General features: G+C 46.1%; 18 protein-coding genes. 15 read left to right on the plus strand and 3 right to left on the minus strand.

Annotation, left to right across the window (positions count from 1 at the left end; all coding sequences use genetic code 11):
* Positions 1-194: 194 nt before the first annotated feature.
* From D829_RS0100005 to yajC, 8 genes are all read left to right on the plus strand, one after another.
* The gene (locus tag D829_RS0100005) at positions 195-887 is read left to right on the plus strand and encodes a BofC C-terminal domain-containing protein (RefSeq protein ID WP_017686764.1); all 693 of its coding nucleotides are present in this window, start codon (positions 195-197) and stop codon (positions 885-887) included.
* Positions 888-1,196: 309 nt separating this feature from the next.
* Positions 1,197-1,700, plus strand: a complete 504-nt coding sequence (gene ruvC, locus D829_RS0100010) for a crossover junction endodeoxyribonuclease RuvC (RefSeq protein ID WP_017686765.1) — start codon at positions 1,197-1,199, stop codon at positions 1,698-1,700.
* Entirely contained in the window at positions 1,697-2,311 is a 615-nt protein-coding gene (gene ruvA / locus D829_RS0100015) for a Holliday junction branch migration protein RuvA (RefSeq protein ID WP_017686766.1), read from the plus strand. The genes ruvC and ruvA overlap by 4 nt, the downstream gene beginning before the upstream one ends.
* A gap of 55 nt (positions 2,312-2,366) precedes the next feature.
* Complete coding sequence (gene ruvB / locus D829_RS0100020; protein ID WP_017686767.1) at positions 2,367-3,377, plus strand: Holliday junction branch migration DNA helicase RuvB; 1,011 nt, start codon at positions 2,367-2,369, stop codon at positions 3,375-3,377.
* Positions 3,378-3,541: 164 nt separating this feature from the next.
* Complete coding sequence (locus D829_RS0100025; protein WP_241230714.1) at positions 3,542-5,557, plus strand: SpoIID/LytB domain-containing protein; 2,016 nt, start codon at positions 3,542-3,544, stop codon at positions 5,555-5,557.
* 6 nt (positions 5,558-5,563) lie between these two features.
* Positions 5,564-6,592: a tRNA preQ1(34) S-adenosylmethionine ribosyltransferase-isomerase QueA gene (queA, locus tag D829_RS0100030; protein WP_017686769.1), complete on the plus strand. Its 1,029-nt coding sequence runs from the start codon at positions 5,564-5,566 to the stop codon at positions 6,590-6,592.
* Between the two features lie 43 nt (positions 6,593-6,635).
* Entirely contained in the window at positions 6,636-7,772 is a 1,137-nt protein-coding gene (gene tgt / locus D829_RS0100035) for a tRNA guanosine(34) transglycosylase Tgt (protein WP_017686770.1), read from the plus strand.
* A gap of 68 nt (positions 7,773-7,840) precedes the next feature.
* Positions 7,841-8,155, plus strand: coding sequence for a preprotein translocase subunit YajC (yajC, locus tag D829_RS0100040; RefSeq protein ID WP_017686771.1), 315 nt, complete (start codon positions 7,841-7,843; stop codon positions 8,153-8,155).
* Positions 8,156-8,280: 125 nt separating this feature from the next.
* On the opposite strand, the gene D829_RS0100045 is transcribed toward yajC, so the two are convergent.
* Positions 8,281-8,673 (minus strand): TIGR04086 family membrane protein, encoded by a 393-nt coding sequence (locus D829_RS0100045; RefSeq protein WP_017686772.1) that lies wholly within the window; start codon positions 8,671-8,673, stop codon positions 8,281-8,283.
* A gap of 227 nt (positions 8,674-8,900) precedes the next feature.
* Between D829_RS0100045 and D829_RS0100050 the strand changes: the two genes are divergently transcribed.
* Positions 8,901-9,614: a DUF421 domain-containing protein gene (locus tag D829_RS0100050; RefSeq protein ID WP_051153838.1), complete on the plus strand. Its 714-nt coding sequence runs from the start codon at positions 8,901-8,903 to the stop codon at positions 9,612-9,614.
* A 3-nt stretch (positions 9,615-9,617) separates the two neighbouring features.
* On the opposite strand, the gene spoVB is transcribed toward D829_RS0100050, so the two are convergent.
* Positions 9,618-11,252, minus strand: coding sequence for a stage V sporulation protein B (gene spoVB, locus D829_RS0100055; protein WP_017686774.1), 1,635 nt, complete (start codon positions 11,250-11,252; stop codon positions 9,618-9,620).
* Positions 11,253-11,479: 227 nt separating this feature from the next.
* On the opposite strand from spoVB, the gene D829_RS0100060 reads away from it, so the two are divergent.
* From D829_RS0100060 to D829_RS0100085, 6 genes are all read left to right on the plus strand, one after another.
* On the plus strand, positions 11,480-11,719 hold the full coding sequence (locus D829_RS0100060; protein WP_036617497.1) for a post-transcriptional regulator: 240 nt from the start codon (positions 11,480-11,482) through the stop codon (positions 11,717-11,719).
* Between the two features lie 91 nt (positions 11,720-11,810).
* Entirely contained in the window at positions 11,811-13,061 is a 1,251-nt protein-coding gene (gene secD, locus D829_RS0100065) for a protein translocase subunit SecD (RefSeq protein WP_017686776.1), read from the plus strand.
* Complete coding sequence (gene secF, locus D829_RS0100070; protein WP_017686777.1) at positions 13,051-13,959, plus strand: protein translocase subunit SecF; 909 nt, start codon at positions 13,051-13,053, stop codon at positions 13,957-13,959. Before secD ends, secF begins: the two co-directional genes overlap by 11 nt.
* Positions 13,960-14,032: 73 nt before the next feature.
* Positions 14,033-14,992: a cation diffusion facilitator family transporter gene (locus tag D829_RS0100075; protein ID WP_017686778.1), complete on the plus strand. Its 960-nt coding sequence runs from the start codon at positions 14,033-14,035 to the stop codon at positions 14,990-14,992.
* Between the two features lie 40 nt (positions 14,993-15,032).
* Entirely contained in the window at positions 15,033-17,441 is a 2,409-nt protein-coding gene (gene recJ, locus D829_RS0100080) for a single-stranded-DNA-specific exonuclease RecJ (protein ID WP_017686779.1), read from the plus strand.
* Between the two features lie 37 nt (positions 17,442-17,478).
* Positions 17,479-17,991, plus strand: a complete 513-nt coding sequence (locus D829_RS0100085) for an adenine phosphoribosyltransferase (protein ID WP_017686780.1) — start codon at positions 17,479-17,481, stop codon at positions 17,989-17,991.
* Positions 17,992-18,145: 154 nt separating this feature from the next.
* On the opposite strand, the gene uraA is transcribed toward D829_RS0100085, so the two are convergent.
* Complete coding sequence (gene uraA / locus D829_RS0100090) at positions 18,146-19,462, minus strand: uracil permease (protein WP_017686781.1); 1,317 nt, start codon at positions 19,460-19,462, stop codon at positions 18,146-18,148.
* Positions 19,463-19,569 lie beyond the last annotated feature (107 nt).

The raw sequence follows: 19,569 nt of genomic DNA on the forward strand, positions 1-19,569 counted from the left end.
TTTATTTCCAGTAGGTGTCGCACTTCATATTACAATCCGTCATATAAGATTCTATAAATGCAGGTTCGATATTAACTATGACAAATTCTCTAAGCTAACACATGCGTGTTCCTTCTTCAGACAACAAGTTAGTTGTGCATAAAGCCTCAATCTTTAGGTCACAATAGGTTTAAAAAGTGTTAGAAGGGGTTCATGTGAACACGTTTAACTTCAGAAAACAATTCAAGAGACGCTGGCGACGGTGGAAACGAACATTATGGATGACGGCGGGTTTGCTTGCAGTTACGATACTGGCTTATAGCGGGTTGCCTATCTCATCTACGATTGAACGTTTGCTGACTACTAATTTCAGTGAGGCAACGAGTGTGATGGGGCCTGTAACGCAGGAAACAAGATCTGAACAGGAGATTCAGGCGCTAGTAGAGCAACTTGATGCTGATCCGGATCATTTAACGAGTGTGGTTTTGGAAACACAGTACATCTGCGGAGTGGAGACAGAGCAGTTAGGCAAGATGGCTAGACCACAATTGAAAATGCTGCTGGCTCAACATCCGGAATGGGATGCTACCGTTGGAACATCAGATGAGTTGCATTTGAAGCAACGTATAGATGACCTTTCACCGCTTTGTAAACAACAGGCTTATATCAGCATAGATGCTGTAGGGAACCTTAATTTGTACGAGGGTAAGCCAGCAGAAGAGAAGGTCATTCGTACGTTCTTTCAGTTGGATGTGGGAACGTTGGAGAGTTCTTTGCCTGAAGGAGTACTGGAGCAATTGCAGCAGGGCATTCGGGTTCAGGACAAGGATGAATATGATAGCGTAATCTCTACGTTCAGTGACTATGCAGTGGATGAGGATCATCATTTAATCCGCAATGGCGGGTAATCCAATTGTCCTCATTTACAGTATTAAGCTGCTGAAGTACTGAAAAGATGGTGGGCAATAGCAATAGCATTGGTGGTTTGCGAAACGAAGTGATAGACCCCAAAATATGTGGAATGTTACGGAGGACATCGAAGAGATGTCCTTTTTGTCGTTTGAACTGAAATACATGAAAATACGTATAAACATGTAAAAAATTCACGAATAAAGGCGAGTAATCAGTTAGACAAAGTTTTTCCTGCCGCAGGGTCTATCTTTTGTTATAATGAAATGAACGATACATATGTTCGCTTTTGTGAGGGAGAGATGGTTTTGCGTTTTTTGGGAATTGACCCGGGGATTGCGATTGTTGGTTTTGGTTTTGTGGATAAAATCGGCAGTAAGGTGGTACCCGTACAATATGGATGTATTCAGACGGAAGCTCATACCCCTGAAGAGGAACGGTTGCTTCACGTATATGAGGGTATGGTGCAATTGATTGATAAATACAAACCGGACGCAGTAGCGCTGGAGAAACTTTTTTTCAATCGGAACGTTACAACAGCGATGTCTGTCAGTCAGGCGAGAGGAGTTATGGTACTCGCTGCCGCACAGAAGGGTTTGCCTATTGCAGAATATACGCCAATGCAGATCAAACAGGCTGTTGTTGGGTACGGTAAAGCGGAGAAGAAGCAAGTACAGGAGATGGTCAAAATGTTCTTGCGTCTTCAGGTCGTTCCTAAGCCGGATGACGTAGCAGATGCATTGGCAGTAGCCGTGTGCCACGCACACTCTTATACATTAAATTCCAAGTTGAATGAGGTATTGCGAAAATGATTGATTTTCTAAGAGGACAGTTCATTCATGTAGAGAATGATTATATTGTGCTGGATGTTCATGGTGTGGGGTATCGCGTATTCTGTCCGAATCCATTTGCGTTTGCCAAGCAAGAAGGCGAAATTACCGTGTACACTCACCATCATGTGCGTGAGGATGCGATGCTGCTGTTTGGATTTGTTACACGGGATGAACAGCGTTTGTTCCGTAAACTGATTGAAGTATCTGGTATTGGTCCAAAAGTGGCATTGGGCATACTCGCTGGAGGTACACCAGAACATGTGGTTACGGCGATTCATCAGGAGAATCTTACGTTCTTGACCAAATTGCCAGGCATCGGCAAGAAGACTGCACAACGCATGATTCTGGATCTCAAGGATAAGCTGGATAGCTTTGGCACGGCAGCGTATGCAACAGGGTTGTTCGCTCCTCCATCGGAAGAGTTGGGAAGTGGTTCAGCCTGGGATGAGGCACGTGAAGGTCTCAAGGCACTTGGGTATACTGACAGTGAGCTTGATAAAGTGTGGCTCAAATTGAAAAAGGATGTTACTACAGCAGATTCCGTTGATGTATTGATGAAAAAGGCGCTGCAAATGCTGTTTACGGGATAATACAAATTGCATAATATAATATAGCTGTAGCCTGCAAAAAAAGGTAGGGATGAACATGGATGATCGGATTATTTCTGCGAACCTGATGATGGAGGACCAAAATGTTGAGTTGAGTCTTCGTCCCCGGTATCTGAATGAATATATCGGGCAGAATCAGGTGAAGGAAAATTTAAAGATATATATTGAAGCTGCCAAATTTCGTAATGAGGCATTGGATCACGTTTTGTTATATGGACCACCTGGACTTGGTAAAACAACACTTGCCAATATTATTGCCAACGAATTGGGTGTTAATTTACGAACTACGTCAGGCCCGGCCATTGAACGCCCGGGTGATCTTGCAGCATTGTTAACCAATCTGCAGGAAGGCGATGTCTTGTTTATTGATGAGATTCATCGTTTGCATCGTACGGTTGAAGAAGTCATGTACCCGGCTATGGAAGATTCGGCATTGGATATTATGATTGGTAAAGGTCCAAGTGCACGTTCTGTTCGGCTGGATCTGCCACCATTCACTCTGATTGGGGCTACAACGCGTGCTGGCTTGCTGTCTGCTCCACTTCGAGACCGATTTGGTGTTATCAGTCGCTTGGAATTCTACACGGTTGATGAGCTGGCTTATATCGTCTCACGCTCTACCGAAATTTTGGGTGTGGAGATTGTGGGAGATGCCGCAGAAGAGATTGCATTGCGCTCACGTGGGACACCGAGGATCGCGAACCGTTTGTTAAAACGAGTACGCGACTTTGCACAGGTGCGTGGTGACGGGATTATTACGCAGACACTGGCGGAAGAAGCGCTGCAACGTCTCCAGATTGATCCACGTGGACTGGACGATATCGATCATAAGATGCTTAAATCGATGATCAACAGCTTCCGGGGAGGCCCGGTAGGGTTGGATACCATTGCTGCTACAATCGGTGAAGAAAGTCAGACCATCGAGGATGTATATGAACCATATCTGCTTCAAATTGGTATGATTCAGCGTACTCCAAGGGGCAGGATCGTGACAGATCTCGCCTATCATCACTTGGGTCTGCCTGTACCACCAAGAGACGGGAAATAATCGAGGTAGTTAAATATTCACCTGCTTATAATATTGATTTAATCACGGAATAACCCGATATAAATTGAAGGAAATGCATGGAGAGGAGTCTGATTGTGGGAAAAGCAATACGAACGAAGAAGTGGAGTCGTCGATTGAAGGTACTGGCGGCAGCTCTTTTGACAGTGGGTTGTCTGCAAGTGCCCGCGTATGCAGCAGGAAATGATGGACAGACGATCCGGGTAGCCATGTTTGCGAATCTGGGTAGTACGTATAAATCAACTACACCACTCATTACGCTTGAGTCGACGGGACAATGGAGTATCCAATCGGAGAGTGGCGCAAATGTAAGTCTTCCGGCAGGACAGGTCCGTTTCAGTGCAGATGGATTCCGAGTGAAGGTGTTGGAAACAGCGGATTTTAAGGCAGCATCTGCAGCAGCAAAATTGTTGCAGCCAACCGCGGATAAGCCGTTGCTATTCACAACCTCTCTGAACGGAAATGTCATCTACCAGCTCTACACGGGCAACTATGCAACGGAGGCACTGGCAGGACAAGCTGTTACACGGGTACAAAAGGTAGCAGCAGCACAATTGGCTGGTCAAAAGCCAGCTGTAACGGGAAGTAAACGCCTGTCTGCTGGAACCTATGGTTCGATGCAGGAAGCAGAGGCAGCACAAGCCAGCCTTTTATCAGCGGGAGTTAATGCCTATCCAGTCCTGCAACTGAGTGGGGGAAGTCAAGCATATGCGGTATGGGTTGGTGAAGCTTCAACGGAAGCGGAATTATCCACATTGAAGAAAAGTGTGGAAGCCAAATCTCCGGGGGTTACCCTTTCACCTGTCAACAATAGTGCAGGGCTCATCATCCGTCAGGATGCAGGATTAAGTACGGATGCACTGAAAACGGCTCCGCATTACACCATTACAGGTACTGAATCCAAAGCATTGGTACAAGGGAATGGCAATGGTATCAAAGTAGTGGAACGTTCTCAGCGAACGTATCGTGGAGATATGGAAATCAGCATCGTAAGTGGTGATCTGGCGTTGGTCAACGTCGTTCCACTGGAGCAATACCTGTACTCTGTTGTAGGGGCAGAGGTGTATTCCTCTTGGCCTGCTGAGGCTCTGAAAGTTCAAGCCGTAGCCGCTCGATCCTACGCGCTTCAACAGGGTGAACGTTTCAAAATTGCGAATGTCGTGGATACAACGCTCAGCCAAGCCTATAACGGGATTGGTTCGGAGAACGATAAAGTAACCAGCGCAGTGGATGCAACGGCTGGAGAAGTGGTCAAGAGCGGTGGTAAAATCATCGAAGCTGTATTCTCCTCCAATGCTGGCGGCCAGACAGCTCATCCTTCTGAGGTATGGAACGGCGGAGCAGGTGTGTTCACCAATGTGGTTAGCTCAGGAGATACATCAGCCCAGGCAGGATTACATACGTGGTACCATGTGCTGCTGGGTACAGGCGTTAGCGGGTACATTCGTGAGGATAACATCAAAGAATTAACGACCAAGACCAATGCAGGACTGGCAAAAGTGACGGTAACGGCTCAGAATACCAATGTGCGTCCCATTCCGTTAATCCAATCCACCGTGGAACCTGTAGCCAAAATGAATCCAGGCAACGAAGCTGTTGTGTTGGCAAAAGTGGCTCAATCCAACGATTATGCTTGGGTGAGAGGACCCTTCACGTCAGCTCAGTTGGTTAAATCTCTTCAGGGTAAAACAACAGCGTCTGTTCCTGCTTCAATCTCAACCTTGGAAGTGACCAAGCGAGGACCTTCCGGAAGAGCACTTGAAGTCACTGCCAACGGACAGGCTATGACGGTGAAATATGCCGATACATACCGCTCTGCGCTCGGTGGATTACCGAGCACTTTATTTGATATTGCAGGGACCGGAAGTTATACTGTATTAGGCGCTGACGGCAAAACAGCCAGTAAAACCGGCTCAAATGGTGCCTTTGTATTGTCTTCTTCTGGCGCAGGAACATCATCCGGTAATGCACTTGTGGTTATGAGTGGTGATGGTCAAGCGAGAGCGGTGACGCAGGGTCAGACCTTCACGTTCATCGGTCAGGGCAATGGCCACGGATTGGGCTTGTCCCAATGGGGAGCCAAAGGCATGGCAGATGAAGGGTATGATTACCAGGCAATATTGAAACACTATTATCAAAATGCGACTATTGTTAAGGAATGAAACTAAATGAATGTGAACTTATATGATTTTGAATTACCAGAGCAATTGATAGCACAGACGCCGTTGCTTGATCGCACGGCATCCCGTTTGCTTACCTTGAACAAAGATAGTGGTGAGATTAATCATCAAACGTTTCCCGATATTATCGATTTTCTGAATCCCGGCGATACATTGATTCTGAATGATACACGTGTTCTACCAGCCCGTCTGTTCGGTACAAAAGAAGATACCGGAGCAAAAGCGGAAGTGTTATTGCTCAAAAATGTGGAAGGCGACAAGTGGGAAGCACTGGTTAAGCCGGGTAAAAAGCTGAAAGCCGGTTCAGTCATCGTATTCGGTGATGAACTCAAGGCATTCATTGAAGAAGAGGGCGAGATGGGGGCACGTACACTCACGTTTACGTATGATGGAATCTTCCAAGAGATTCTGGATCGTCTTGGTGAGATGCCGTTGCCACCTTATATCAAGGAGACATTGGATGACCGTGAACGGTACCAGACCGTGTATGCCAAGCATGAAGGGTCGGCGGCTGCACCTACAGCAGGATTACATTTTACGGATGAGTTGCTGGACCAGATTCGTGCCAAGGGCGTTAATGTCGCCTTCATTACGCTTCATGTAGGACTGGGAACATTCAGACCGATGTCAGTAGACGTTGTTGAAGATCATGTTATGCATGAGGAGTATTACTCCTTGTCACAAGAAACAGCAGATCTGATTAACCAGACCAAAGAGAATGGACACCGTGTTTTTGCGGTTGGGACTACGAGCTGCCGGACTTTGGAAACGGTAGGCAGCAAATTTGAAAATGGAATACTGCAAGCGAGCAGCGGATGGACCAGCATTTTCATCTATCCGGGCTATTCCTTTAAAGTGATCGATGGGATGCTTACGAATTTTCATCTCCCGAAATCCACGTTGGTTATGTTGGTTAGTGCACTAGCAGGCAGGGAACATATTATGCAGGCATATGAGGAAGCCATCGAAGAAAAATACCGTTTCTTCAGCTTCGGCGATGCCATGTTGATATATTAGTATAACGGTATAACGATTAACTTTTAGAGGATGATTAAAACCAATGGCAGCAATTACGTATGAACATATCAAAACTTGCAAACAATCCGGTGCACGTCTGGGACGTGTACATACACCTCACGGTATTATTGAGACACCAACCTTTATGCCTGTAGGTACACAGGCGACTGTAAAAACAATGAGCCCTGAAGAATTGAAAGAAATGGATGCTCAGATTATTTTGAGTAATACCTATCACCTGTTTCTGAGACCAGGACATGAAATCATCCGTGAAGCTGGCGGATTGCACAAATTCATGAACTGGGATCGTCCAATTTTGACGGACAGTGGCGGATTCCAAGTGTTTTCTCTTAGTGAGATGCGCAAAATTACGGAAGAAGGCGTTAACTTCCGTTCTCATCTGAATGGAGATAAAAAGTTCCTTTCTCCTGAAGTGGCGATGGAAATCCAGAATGCACTTGGGTCCGATATTATGATGGCGTTTGACGAATGCCCACCGTATCCGGCTGAATATGAATATGTCAAAAAATCACTCGAAAGAACAAGCCGCTGGGCAGAACGTTGTCTCGAAAGTCACGCTCGTCCACATGACCAAGGTCTGTTTGCCATCGTACAGGGAGGCATGCATGAAGATCTTCGCCGTCAGAGCGCCGCAGATTTGACTTCCATGGATTTCCCGGGGTATGCTATTGGTGGACTGAGTGTTGGAGAACCGAAACATTTGATGTATGGTGTATTGGATTACACGTTACCTTTGTTGCCGTCCAATAAACCACGTTATTTGATGGGGGTAGGTTCGCCCGATGCGTTGATTGAGGGATCTATTCGTGGAGTGGACATGTTCGATTGTGTTCTGCCTACTCGGATTGCCCGTAACGGAACAACGATGACCAGTCAAGGACGTCTGGTAATTCGTAATGCCAAGTTTGCAACCGATTTTGGGCCATTAGATCCTGAATGTGATTGTTACACTTGCCGCAACTATTCCAGAGCTTACCTGCGTCATTTGATCAAAGCAGATGAAACATTTGGCCTGCGTTTGACGACAATCCATAATCTTCATTTCTTGCAGAATTTGATGCGTAATGTACGTAAAGCCATTATGGAAGATCGTTTGCTTGATTTCCGGGATGAATTTTTCGATCAATATGGTCTTCATGACAATGACAAAGGTTTCTGATTAATGTTTTAAGGAAACCGGCGTAACAAGCAATATCTGAACGTATAGTCGATAAGGGGGAGTTTTGAATGTTTCAGGGAATGCCTTTAACAGCAACGGGAGCGGGCGGTGGAATTGTATCTTTGATTGTACCTTTGGTACTCATGGTTGCGATCTTCTACTTCTTGATGATTCGTCCACAGAACAAAAAGCAAAAGCAACGGAATTCCATGCTGAGCCAATTGAAAAAAGGCGATAAAATTGTAACGATTGGTGGCCTTCACGGTACGATCGCTGAGATTACGGATGATGTGGTTGTATTGCGTGTAAACGATGTAACTAAACTGACGTTTGATCGTAATGCGATCAGCACGGCTGTAGCTCGTGATACGGCTGTTGAATAGTTACTGTAACATAGAATATCGAGGGTGCGTTTGTGGCGTATTCCCTAGCAGAGACCCGGATCTCCCTGGAGACCCGGTTCTCTTTTTTGTTTTATGAGGGAAGGCCGATGCTCTTTACCAGTCAGCTAGGAGCGATGCGTATTAACACCGAACATGCCACCGAGAGCCGAAATGAAGAAAGCGCTAAGCAGCTGTAAACTATCTTTCCAATTAAACGATGCATCGAGCGCGAGAAATCCGATCAGCAGCACAAGCAGTCCATATACGATTCCGGTAATTCCTCCGTAGTACCATCCTTTTTCACCAGAACGTTTGCCTGCCACAAAACCGCCGACCAATAATGACAAGCCATGAACAACATAGGTATACAACGAGAGGTCCTGTTCCCGCATTCCGCTCATCCAGAGAAACAAGGAGAGAATTAATGCCCCGATAAACATCCATACAAAAGCCTGACAGAGGCCTGACAGAATCGGATTGGACACTCGAAACGAAACCAAGCGGCGGATCAATTGCATGAAGCAACCCCCTTGTACAAGTTTGAAGTTAATACAGTGTATGGTCAAGCCTTCGGACTTATGAACTGTTTTCCATTAAATGAACGGATTATTTCTGCATGAGCCTGTAAGGTTCAGGTCAAAATAGGGATTGCACTACCCAGCTACTGTTAAAAACTCAGTTTCGAAGGAGGACCCCTGTTGTGAACTTCCCAGATGTCGGATCACATATCTTTCGAACCATTCTCATGTATTTTCTGGTGTACTGTGCAATGAGGGTTATGGGTAAACGTGAGATTGGTAAGCTATCCATGTTTGATCTTGTTGTGTCCATTATGCTTGCTGAAATGGCTGCTTTTGTCATTGAAGATATTAATAAACCGCTCTCTCATGGGATTGCCCCCATGCTTACCTTGATCATTGTTCAGATCGGAATGGCCTTTATAGGTCTTAAAAGTCGGCGTCTTCGCCTGATGATTGATGGCAAACCTACTGTTTTGATCTCCAAAGGTGTCCTTCTCCGAGATGAGATGCGGAAGCAACGATATAACCTGGATGATCTATTACAACAACTCCGTGAACAGAATGTAGACAGTATCGGTGAGGTTGATTTCGCCATTTTGGAGACCACTGGCAAGCTGACCGTTTTTCCCAAGGATGAGAATGCTTCTAACGACAGCAATTCTTCCGGCTCTGATTCAGAAGGGTCTTCTTCCAGTAAATCCAAAACAGGAAAAAACCAGATTGACGGATTGCCAAATATCAAATATGAAGGTCTGCCACTACCCTTAATTATGGACGGCAAGGTCCAGGATCAGAATCTGGAAATCATCCAGAAAACGAGATTTTGGCTGAAAAATCAAATTCAACAGAACGGAATTCTGGATTTCAAAGATGTATTTATATGCTCCATTGACCACAATGGGAAGATATATGTCAGTCCAAAAGATGATAAAAAATGAAAATCATTTGCCTGACCGACGTTTGAACCATGAACCTATCAAAGGAGCACGGGATAGATCATGAAAGTCAATCATTTTGGTCCAGCCCATAACGATGAAATACACGATAAGCCCGACAAAAGGAGCGAGAAGCATCCGGACCCAAAAAGGCAATATCATGGCAGTCTCTTCGTATACGAGTAGGGTCGCTGCTCCCATGATAAACATTCCTGCACCCGTTTTGACCCAATCCATCATTTTGAAGCGGAACTGTAGCAGACTGCGTACGCTTTGGGCATGTAACAGGGTAACTACAGTAGAATTCACACAGATGGCGATGACTGCACCGAAGATGCCATATTCAGGCCGGGAAGCGAGCGTTAAAATCAACGTGATTTTGATAACAGCACCGATAAACGTATTTAGCAATGCTTTACCCGGACGGTCGAGGGCTTGCAGGGCAGCTTGAAGAGGAGCTTGAATATAAATGAACAAAGCAAAAGGAGCCATTAGCTTCAGCATGCTTCCGATCGATGCATCATTATACAGAACAAGACACATCGGTTCGGCAAGCACATACATAAACACAGAAAACGGAGCACCTGTCACAAGTGCCAAGCGTAATGCCTGATGCATTCTTTTGTGAATCAGTGCGCGATCTCCCTGAGCAGAGGCTTCGGACAGTGAAGGCACAAGTGATGTCGCAAGCGATGAGGTCAGTGCCCCCGGCAGCAGCAGCAAAGGGATAATCATACCTTGTAAAGCACCATATTGCGCTGTAGCAAGTCCTTTGGATATGCCTGCCAGAGCCAGACTCTGGGCAGTAACGATAGTTTCGGCCAGATAGGATAAGGAGCCAACCAATCGGCCTGCTGTAACAGGAATAGAGATTGCAAGCAAACGCCGGATTAATCCAGGCTGAGGATTACCCGTCTCTTTCAGAACTGAAGGTATTGGGTTTAAAGGCATGGCTGAAGGTTTGGCTGTGAGATTGGACATGTTCTGGTGCTTAGCTAGTGGTAACTCTTTCTTCTGCCTGTTATACTTCCACAAGAGTACAAGCATGCCGCCGAATTCTCCAACGAGCGCTCCCAGCATGGCACCAGCAGCAGCCTGGGCAATACCGTGGGGGAGGAGAAGCCAGGCAAACCAGATGACACAAACGATGCGAATGATGGTCTCAACAATGGATGAAATGGCAGTAGGCATCATGTTTTGCTTGCCTTGGAAGTAGCCTCTGTAGACGGCTGATACGGCGATAATGGCAATCATGGGGCTCATACTAACGAACGTATGGTACACCCGCTCATCTGTGAGCACGTACTTGGTAACCCAAGGTGCAAGTAGGATGCACAAAAACATGAATACTACACCCAGGGTCAACGTAAAGCTTAAGCTTACTTGCAGGATTCGCTGGGGGGAATAACGATTGGCGCCAGTGTCAGCTTCGGCTACGAGCTTGGCTACGGCCAGCGGAATACCACCCGTAATTAATGTCACCAGTACGATAAAAAAGGGATAGCTCAATTGGTAGATGCCAACACCTTCTGCACCGATGACTCGTGGCAGCACAATACGCGGGATGAAACCAAGTATTCGATTAATTATGCCTGCCGCGAGCAGGATCATGGCCCCCTGAATAAATGTCTGTTTCTTCAAGACTACCCCTCTTTCCCGGTTGAAAGTACAGGTTATCAACATAAACGGGACAAAGCCGTTGTTCTTCATCCTATGCCAGTCCTTTATCTTCTCATGACAACTTGGACACGATTAACAAAAAGAACCATAACCAGCAAGAAGGAATATGATCGGGGAAGGTCGAATGATGTAATATTGATGCCGCATAAAGGCTTGGATGTACGAAGGGAGGCTCCCCGTTGGAAGAAATGAATGATGTGGAGTTGGAACAGTCAATAGAGATGCTCTGCCGTAGCAAAGCGGAGGAATTAAGGCTTGTCGGTTACGAATATGTCACCAGCAAAGATGTCTGGAATTGCGTCAGTCATAAATATGAAAAACAGGGCATTCCACCGCTTCACCAGCTGGTGAACGACATTTTGTCACTGAAAGCAACAAGCTTTATGAACTTTATGACCGTGTCTGCATACCGGGGGTCCTCTTTCTAGAAGAAAGGGATCTTTTTTGTTGAAAATTGACTGCTTTTTACGGCATCGCTATAATAGGAATATTGAGAACGAAAGGGGATCTAGGAACGGCATGAAGAGAATTATCAGTTTCATTCTGGTCGTGCTTGTCACCACAGGGGTAATGGTGGGAACAAGCCCGGAGCTGCTCAAAAATATACGCTTGGGCCTTGATTTAAAGGGAGGCTACGAGATCTTATATGAAGCAGAGCCGCTCGAAGCAGGTCAACAAGTCACCAAAGCATCTTTGGTGCAAACGGCCAAAAGTCTTGAAAGCCGCGCCAATGCGCTCGGAACAAGCGAACCGGAGGTAACCACTGAAGGAAGCAACCGGATTCGATTGAAGTTGGCAGGGGTTACGGATGAGGCTGAAGTTAGAGCCAAAATGAAAGAACCGGCTGTTTTGACCTTCCGTAGTAAAGCTGATAATGACAAGGAAGGCGAGTACACCAAAATCGAACTTCGCGGAAATGAATTTGTTGAGAATGCAGCCAAAGTTGTGTTCACTCAATTGAATGAGCCGATGATTGACATTCAAGTGAAAGACAAAGCCAAATTTTCCGAGATTACCAAACGTTTGATTGGACAACCTCTCGCTATTTATTTGGACGATGAGTTGCTCTCTGCTCCAACCGTTAGACAACAGTTGACAGATGGTTCCGCTCAAATTTCGGGTGCCTACACACGTGATGAAGCAAACCAGCTTCGTGACACCATTAACCTGGGTGCATTGCCACTGAAACTTACAGAGAAGTATTCACAAAGTGTTGGTGCAACACTCGGTAAGCTTTCTCTAGATCAGACGATTAAAGCGGGATTGATTGGTTCCGTTATTATTCTAGTGTTCATGATTGGGCTTTATCGCATTCCTGGTATTATTGCGAGTTTTGCCTTGATCACACATACGTGGCTGGTACTTGCAATCTTCTATCTTGGAGAATTCGTGCTTACCCTTCCAGGGATTGCAGCGTTTATTCTGGGTATAGGTATGGCAGTGGATGCCAATATCATCACGTACGAACGGATTAAGGAAGAGATGCGAAGTGGCAAGTCGATATTGTCATCGGTTAAAGCGGGTGGTAAACATTCCTTCCGGACAATCATTGACTCCAATGTCACTACCATTATTGCGGCCGCTGTTATGTTCTTCCTGGGTACCGGTGCGGTTAAAGGTTTTGCACTCGTGCTGATTTTTGACATCGTCACCAGTATTATCACGAATATTTTCTTCTCCCGCTTCCTGTTGACCCTGCTCGTACGGGGTAACGTGTTGAAGAAGCCTAAGTACTTCGGAGTGAAGGAGAGTGAAATTCGTGCGCTTTAATTGGAATTTTGATTATGTTAAAGGTAGTAAGATTGCCTATATCTTCTCGATTATTCTGACGATTACGGGGATTGTCAGCATTCTGGCTTTGGGTTTGAATTACGCCGTTGATTTCCGTGCTGGATCGAATGTGGATATCTCGGTATCCAAAGCAATCACAGCGGAGCAGATTAAACCTATCGTTAAGGACATCGGTGTTGATGAGGGTGATGTTACCATTACATCGGGGGCTGACCGTGTAAATGTTCGTTTCTCCAATGAATTGGATGAGACCCAAGAGAGCAAATTTAAACAGGAATTTACCAAACTGGATGCATCAGCTTCCTATGAAGTAAATACCGTTGATCCGGAGATGGCCAAAGAATTGGAGCGCAACGCGATCTACGCGGTACTCATTGCAAGTATCGGGATCATGATCTATGTTGCGATCCGATTTGAATGGCGCTTTGCTGTGGCAGCGGTCGTTTCGCTGTTCCATGATGCATTTGTTGTAATAAGCGTATTCTCCATCTTCCGTTTGGAAGTGGATCTGACCTTCATTACTGCAGTATTGACCATTGTCGGATTCTCGATCAACGATACGATCGTTATCTTTGACCGGATTCGTGAGAATTTGCGATTTGCCAAAAAGACATCCAAAGCCGACTTGCGTGAGGTAGTCAATCACAGTTTGTCACAAACAATGACTCGTTCACTAAATACAACATTTACAGTTTTTGTTGCTTCGCTTTGTTTGTTTATTTTTGGCGGAGAATCCATTCGCATGTTCTCGCTTGCGATGGTTATCGGAACACTGTTCGGCGCCTACTCTTCAATCTTTATTGCAGCTCCATTATGGTTTACGCTCAAAGGTAAACAAGTTAACAAGCCAAAAACAGTAGCTAAAGAAACTAACTAAACATCTTATTGTGAAGCCGCGTCTGCCAGGCGCGGTTTTGCAACTTTATGTACAGAATTAAGGGGGAATATTCATGACCAGAGAACATATCCCATCTGCCCAGGCTGCCACATGGAGCGGTATTGCTGGTAATATGGTACTTGCGGTGATCAAAGCGGGAGTCGGTTATATGGCAAACAGCAAATCATTGCTCGCTGACGGCTTGTATTCTGCTTCTGAAGCTGGTTCTGCCCTGGCTGGTCTCTTTCCCTCCAAGTCTGTACGCGATAAGAGCAAGGCTCGCAGGGGACGGTTTAAAGAACATTCACGTGTGGCTAGACCCGGAATCTCAGTATTGTTATCTGTGCTGATCCTCATGGGTGGATTACAGCTTGCCATCTCCGCATTGGGTAGTCTCTCCGGAAGTGAACCGGAAGCACCCGGCAAGTCGGTACTTTTGGTGGCTGTTGCAGCTCTGGCTGTGAAAGAAGCGATTTTTCAATTTCAGTACAGATATTTCCGTAAACGAAACCAGTCTCAGGCGCTGGCCTATGCACAGCAACATCGCCGTGCACTCTATTGCTCGCTCACCGTGTTAATCGGAGTTATAGGATCGATGGCTGGTGAAGAGACGGGTTTGAGCATGTTGCTCTACCTGGACCCCACGGCTGCGTTGATCGCTTCCTGTTTTGTGCTTCACAAGGGTTACCGAATGATTGTGGACACAGTTTATGGTTCACTCGTTCAGGAACTGGAGCAGGAAGAAGCGTCAGATTTCAAAGAGACCGTACAGCGGGTATATGGCATCATTACCATTGAGCATTTGGTTGCACGTGAACAGGAACATGACGTTACGATTGAGCTGGTCATTAGTGTGAATCCGAGGATCTCTATACTGGAAGCACAGGAGATTGCTAATCGGGCCAAGACACTACTGCTAACCCGTTTCAGTCATGTGAAAGAAGTACAGATTCAAGCGATACCTTATGATCCAGGCTATCCCTATAAATCCAATCATGAACTGCCCGATCACGAAGCGACATTAATTCAGTAGTGAAGCGCGGGTCCAGTAGATCAGGAAAGGAGCGTTATCATTGCTTTATTCGCAATACCGGTGGAATACACCGAATATCGATTTGGAGGCGGCTGCGGGACTCTCGCAGGCGCTTTCCGTTTCCCCCCTTGTTGGACGTTTGCTTGTGAGTCGAGGAGTGCACAATGAGAAGGAGGCAGAACGTTTTTTGCATCCTGACCTGAATCAGATGCATGATCCCTATCTGTTACTCGGCATGAATGAAGCTGTGCCACGAATCAAGCTGGCATTGGAGCGGGAAGAACATATTTTGATTTACGGGGATTATGACGCCGATGGCGTATCCAGCACATCGCTCATGATCCATTTGATGCGTCATCTTGGGGCTTCGTACGATATATATATCCCTCATCGCTCGAATGAAGGGTATGGATTGCACAACCATGCGTTGGATTGGGCGCATCAACAAGGCGTTTCATTGATAATTACCGTGGACACCGGAATCAGTGCTGTTGAACAGATTGCCTATGCGGCAACGCTGGGCATCGAAGTCATTGTGACAGACCACCATGAGCCGCCTGAAATTTTGCCAGAAGCCTTTACTCTGATTAACCCTAAACTTCCGGGATGTCCGTATCCTTTTAAAGGTCTGGCTGGAGCGGGAGTAGCCTTGAAGCTCGCTCAGGCATTAATCGGGGAAGTGCCCGGTGAATGGATGGAGATTGCAGCCATCGGCACCGTTGCCGATCTGATGCCTTTGGAAGGGGAGAACCGGGTAATCGTCAGTTATGGAATAGAATCGATGCGTGGTTCACGTCTTCCTGGTGTAAGTGCATTGCTGGAAATCAGTGGTGTGGATCAGAGTCAGGTGACTTCAATTAATATTGCCTTTGCCATGGCACCTCGTATTAATGCCAGTGGACGTTTGGATCATGCCGGGAGAGCGGTATCCCTTCTCACCACCGAGAATCTGGATGAAGCTCATACGCTTGCCGGCCAGCTTGATCTATTGAATCGAGAGCGGCAGCAAGTCGTGGAGGGCATATTACAAGAAGCAACTGCACAGTTGGAACAAAAGATACAGCTTCGTTCAGGATCCGTTCCAGATGTAATCGTATTGGCTGGTGAGGGCTGGAACGTCGGAGTGGTTGGTATTGTGGCTTCCAAATTGCTGGAGCGTTATTACCGACCTACACTTATCATTGGGATCGATCCAGAGAGCGGTGTTTGCAAGGGCTCTGCGCGCTCCATTGAGGGCTTGGATATCTATGAGGCGCTCACAGTTAATAAACACACTATGGATCATTACGGGGGGCATCCTGCAGCAGCAGGTATGACCTTGCATCGGGATCAGCTGGAAGAACTTGAGGCTGGCTTGAATGAGTTTGCCGCATCTGTGTTGACTGAAGAGGATTTTGTACCTCAGCGTCTTGCGGATGATGAATGCAGAATCAGTGATGTTCCGCTGAAAGTGATCCAGGAGATCGACAGATTGCAGCCTTTCGGGATGAGTAATCCTTCGCCACGGTTTGTATTGAGAAGTGTGACTGTGAAGGAAACCAGAACAATGGGACGAGAGAAACGCCATCTGAAACTGGTTCTGGAACAGGATGGTCAGCAACTGGAAACCGTCGCTTTTGGCAAGGGAGCGTTAGCAGAGTTTCTTCTCCCAGGTTCCGTTATTGATGTGATGGGAGAACTGTCCATCAATGAATGGAATGGGATGAGAAAACCTCAACTGATGCTTCAGGACATTCATGTTCCTCAGGTCCAAGTGTTTGATCTGCGTGGTAATGCCGAGCCATTGAATGCAATGAAGCATTTCTTGAGCTCACTTGAGGTGCATCTGCGATATAAATCAGGTTCTGTTGGTGCTATTGTTCGGAAAGAAACAGATGTTTCCGAGGGAAATTCATTGTATGAACCTTGCCTTTGGGTATATGATAGAAAGGTCGGGTTATTTCCGTGTAATGCTGCTGCAGAGCATTATGGACAGGAACAAGTCCGGACGTTATTTGTGTTTGATACGCCGGAAACCCCGGAACAACTTGATGCCATGCTGGCTTTGTTCAGTGGGGCTGAGAATATCATCCTTCTGCACGGATCAGGCAACCGCCGAGATCGCCTTCAGATGCCTTCCAGAGAACTCTTTAAGCGTATTTATATGCAGGTGTTGAAATGGAAAGCTGAACCCGTGGAGGAACAAGAGATTACTCCTGTGCTCAGTCGTCAGTGTGGTTGTTCGCCGCGCATGATTACGATGATGTTGGATGTATTCGAAGAGTTATCCTTCATTACCCGTGATAACGGCAAAATTGCGTTTGTGGATAACCCGCCTAAGCGTGAACTAACCGCTTCACGTCACTATCAGGCGCTCGAAAACATGGCCGAGATAGAACAGGTGATGCTGGATGCAGCCACACCGCAACTGACACAATGGATGATATCCCGGATGAAGGGCGTATCTTAGATGGAAGTTTGTGTATTTATTTTAGGAGGAGATTATTTTGGATTTTAAAGATTATATTCGTGTCATTCCTGACTTTCCACAACCGGGAATCAGCTTTAAGGACATTACAACATTGTTGAAGGATGGAGAAATGTACCGCAATGCGATCAATGAACTGAAAGTGATGGTTTCTGATCTCAAAATTGACGTCATTGCTGGACCTGAAGCACGTGGTTTCGTTGTGGGCGCCCCTCTGGCATATGCTCTTGGTGTCGGTTTTGCTCCGATTCGCAAAAGTGGAAAACTGCCTGGAGAGACGATTGAAGTTGGTTATGATCTCGAGTATGGCAAGGATACACTCGCGATGCACACAGATGCGATTGAAAAAGGTCAAAATGTCCTGATCGCAGATGATCTGCTCGCAACGGGTGGAACGATTGCAACTTCCATCAATTTGATTGAACAATTGGGTGGGAAAGTTGTCGGTGCTGCCTTCCTGATCGAGCTGTCTGATCTGAATGGTCGTGCCAAATTGCCTGAAATCGATGTATTCACATTGATGAACTATTAAGCTGAAATCTCCACAAGTACCGCTGTGATGAAACATGAATTGCTTTTTCCGTTTCCCGGGAAATAATATACAGCATTAATGATTGCGAAAAAGCCTGTTCTCTCCATCCGTTAAGGTTGGAGAGAACAGGCTTTTTGATGTATATGAGATGGAATTAATCTGGTGTTTTTTCAGTGATAGGCTGTTTACGCGAATCGTCATTCAACCAACCCAGCACTTCAAACAGTTTGAACAACAAGCTCATCAGGATTCCGACGATGGTTGCCAGTGCCATCCCTTTCAGATGAACGCCGTAGAAGATAACTTCTGTACCACTCAGTCCGATGACCAGTACAAGTGTAGTAAGCAGCAGATTGGTTGGTTTGGCAAAATCGACTTTCTGTTCAACCAGAATACGCAGACCGGATGCCGCAATAACCCCGAACAGAAGCAGGGATACACCACCCATAACAGGCACAGGAATGTTAGCTACAAGTGCCGAGAATGTTCCTGAGAAGGAGAGTACGATTGCAATAACCGCTGCGCCGCCAATGACATATGTGGAGTATACGCGAGTCAGGGCCATAACACCGATGTTCTCACCATAAGTTGTATTGGGAGTTGATCCTACAAACCCGGATAGGATGGTGGAGACTCCGTTACCAAGCAGGGAACGATGAAGGCCAGGGTCTTTCGACAGGTCTTTGCCTACAATGCTGCTCGTTACAAGCAAATGTCCAATATGTTCTACGATAACAACAAGTGCTACAGGTAAAATGGTGAAAATAACGGACCAGTCAAATGTAGGCGTTGTTACGGTTGGCAGTGTGATGAAATCAGCGTTTCCAATAGCCTGTTTATCAACCAGACCCATGGCATAGCCAAGGATATAACCGACTACGATACCGATCAGAATATGAATGATTTTGGGGAATCCACGGAACGTTACGGCACCAATTACTGTGATTCCCAATGTGACCATGGATAAAATAATTGGCTTGGCTTGAGGTGCCCAGTTGGGATATTTAAGGATATCGGGATTAATCAGACCTGCCATTCCTGCAGCCACGGGTACAAGCTCCAAACCGATCAGGGCAACAATGGCACCCATAACCGCTGGTGGGAAGACTACGTTAATCCATCCGGTACCAGCATATTTAATAATGAGGGCCACGAGGCAGAAAACAATACCTGTTATGATAAAGGCGCCAAGTGCCATGGAGTAACCGTTCTCTGGATTTTCTTTTAATACCATTGTGACAGGAGCAATAAAGGCAAAACTGGACCCAAGGTATGCGGGGATCTTTCCTTTACACATCAGTATGTACAACAATGTTCCAATTCCGTTCATCAGCAGGATCATACTTGGATCAACACCGAACAGGTTGGGTACAAGCACCGTACTGCCAAACATGGCGAACAAATGCTGAAGGCTAAGCAGTGAACCTGAGCCAAGTGGCATCTTTTGATTAACCTGAATTTCGCGTTGCAATGAATTTCATCTCCTTTTCCGAAACACAAACTTTCAATAGATTACAGAGTTTCTCTTAATTAAGCAATAACATTTTTGACGTAGCAGAGCGATGGAATTTATATTTT

The sequence above is a fragment of the Paenibacillus sp. PAMC 26794 genome (genome assembly GCF_000316035.1).
In the GTDB taxonomy this organism is placed as follows: Bacteria; Bacillota; Bacilli; order Paenibacillales; family Paenibacillaceae; genus Paenibacillus.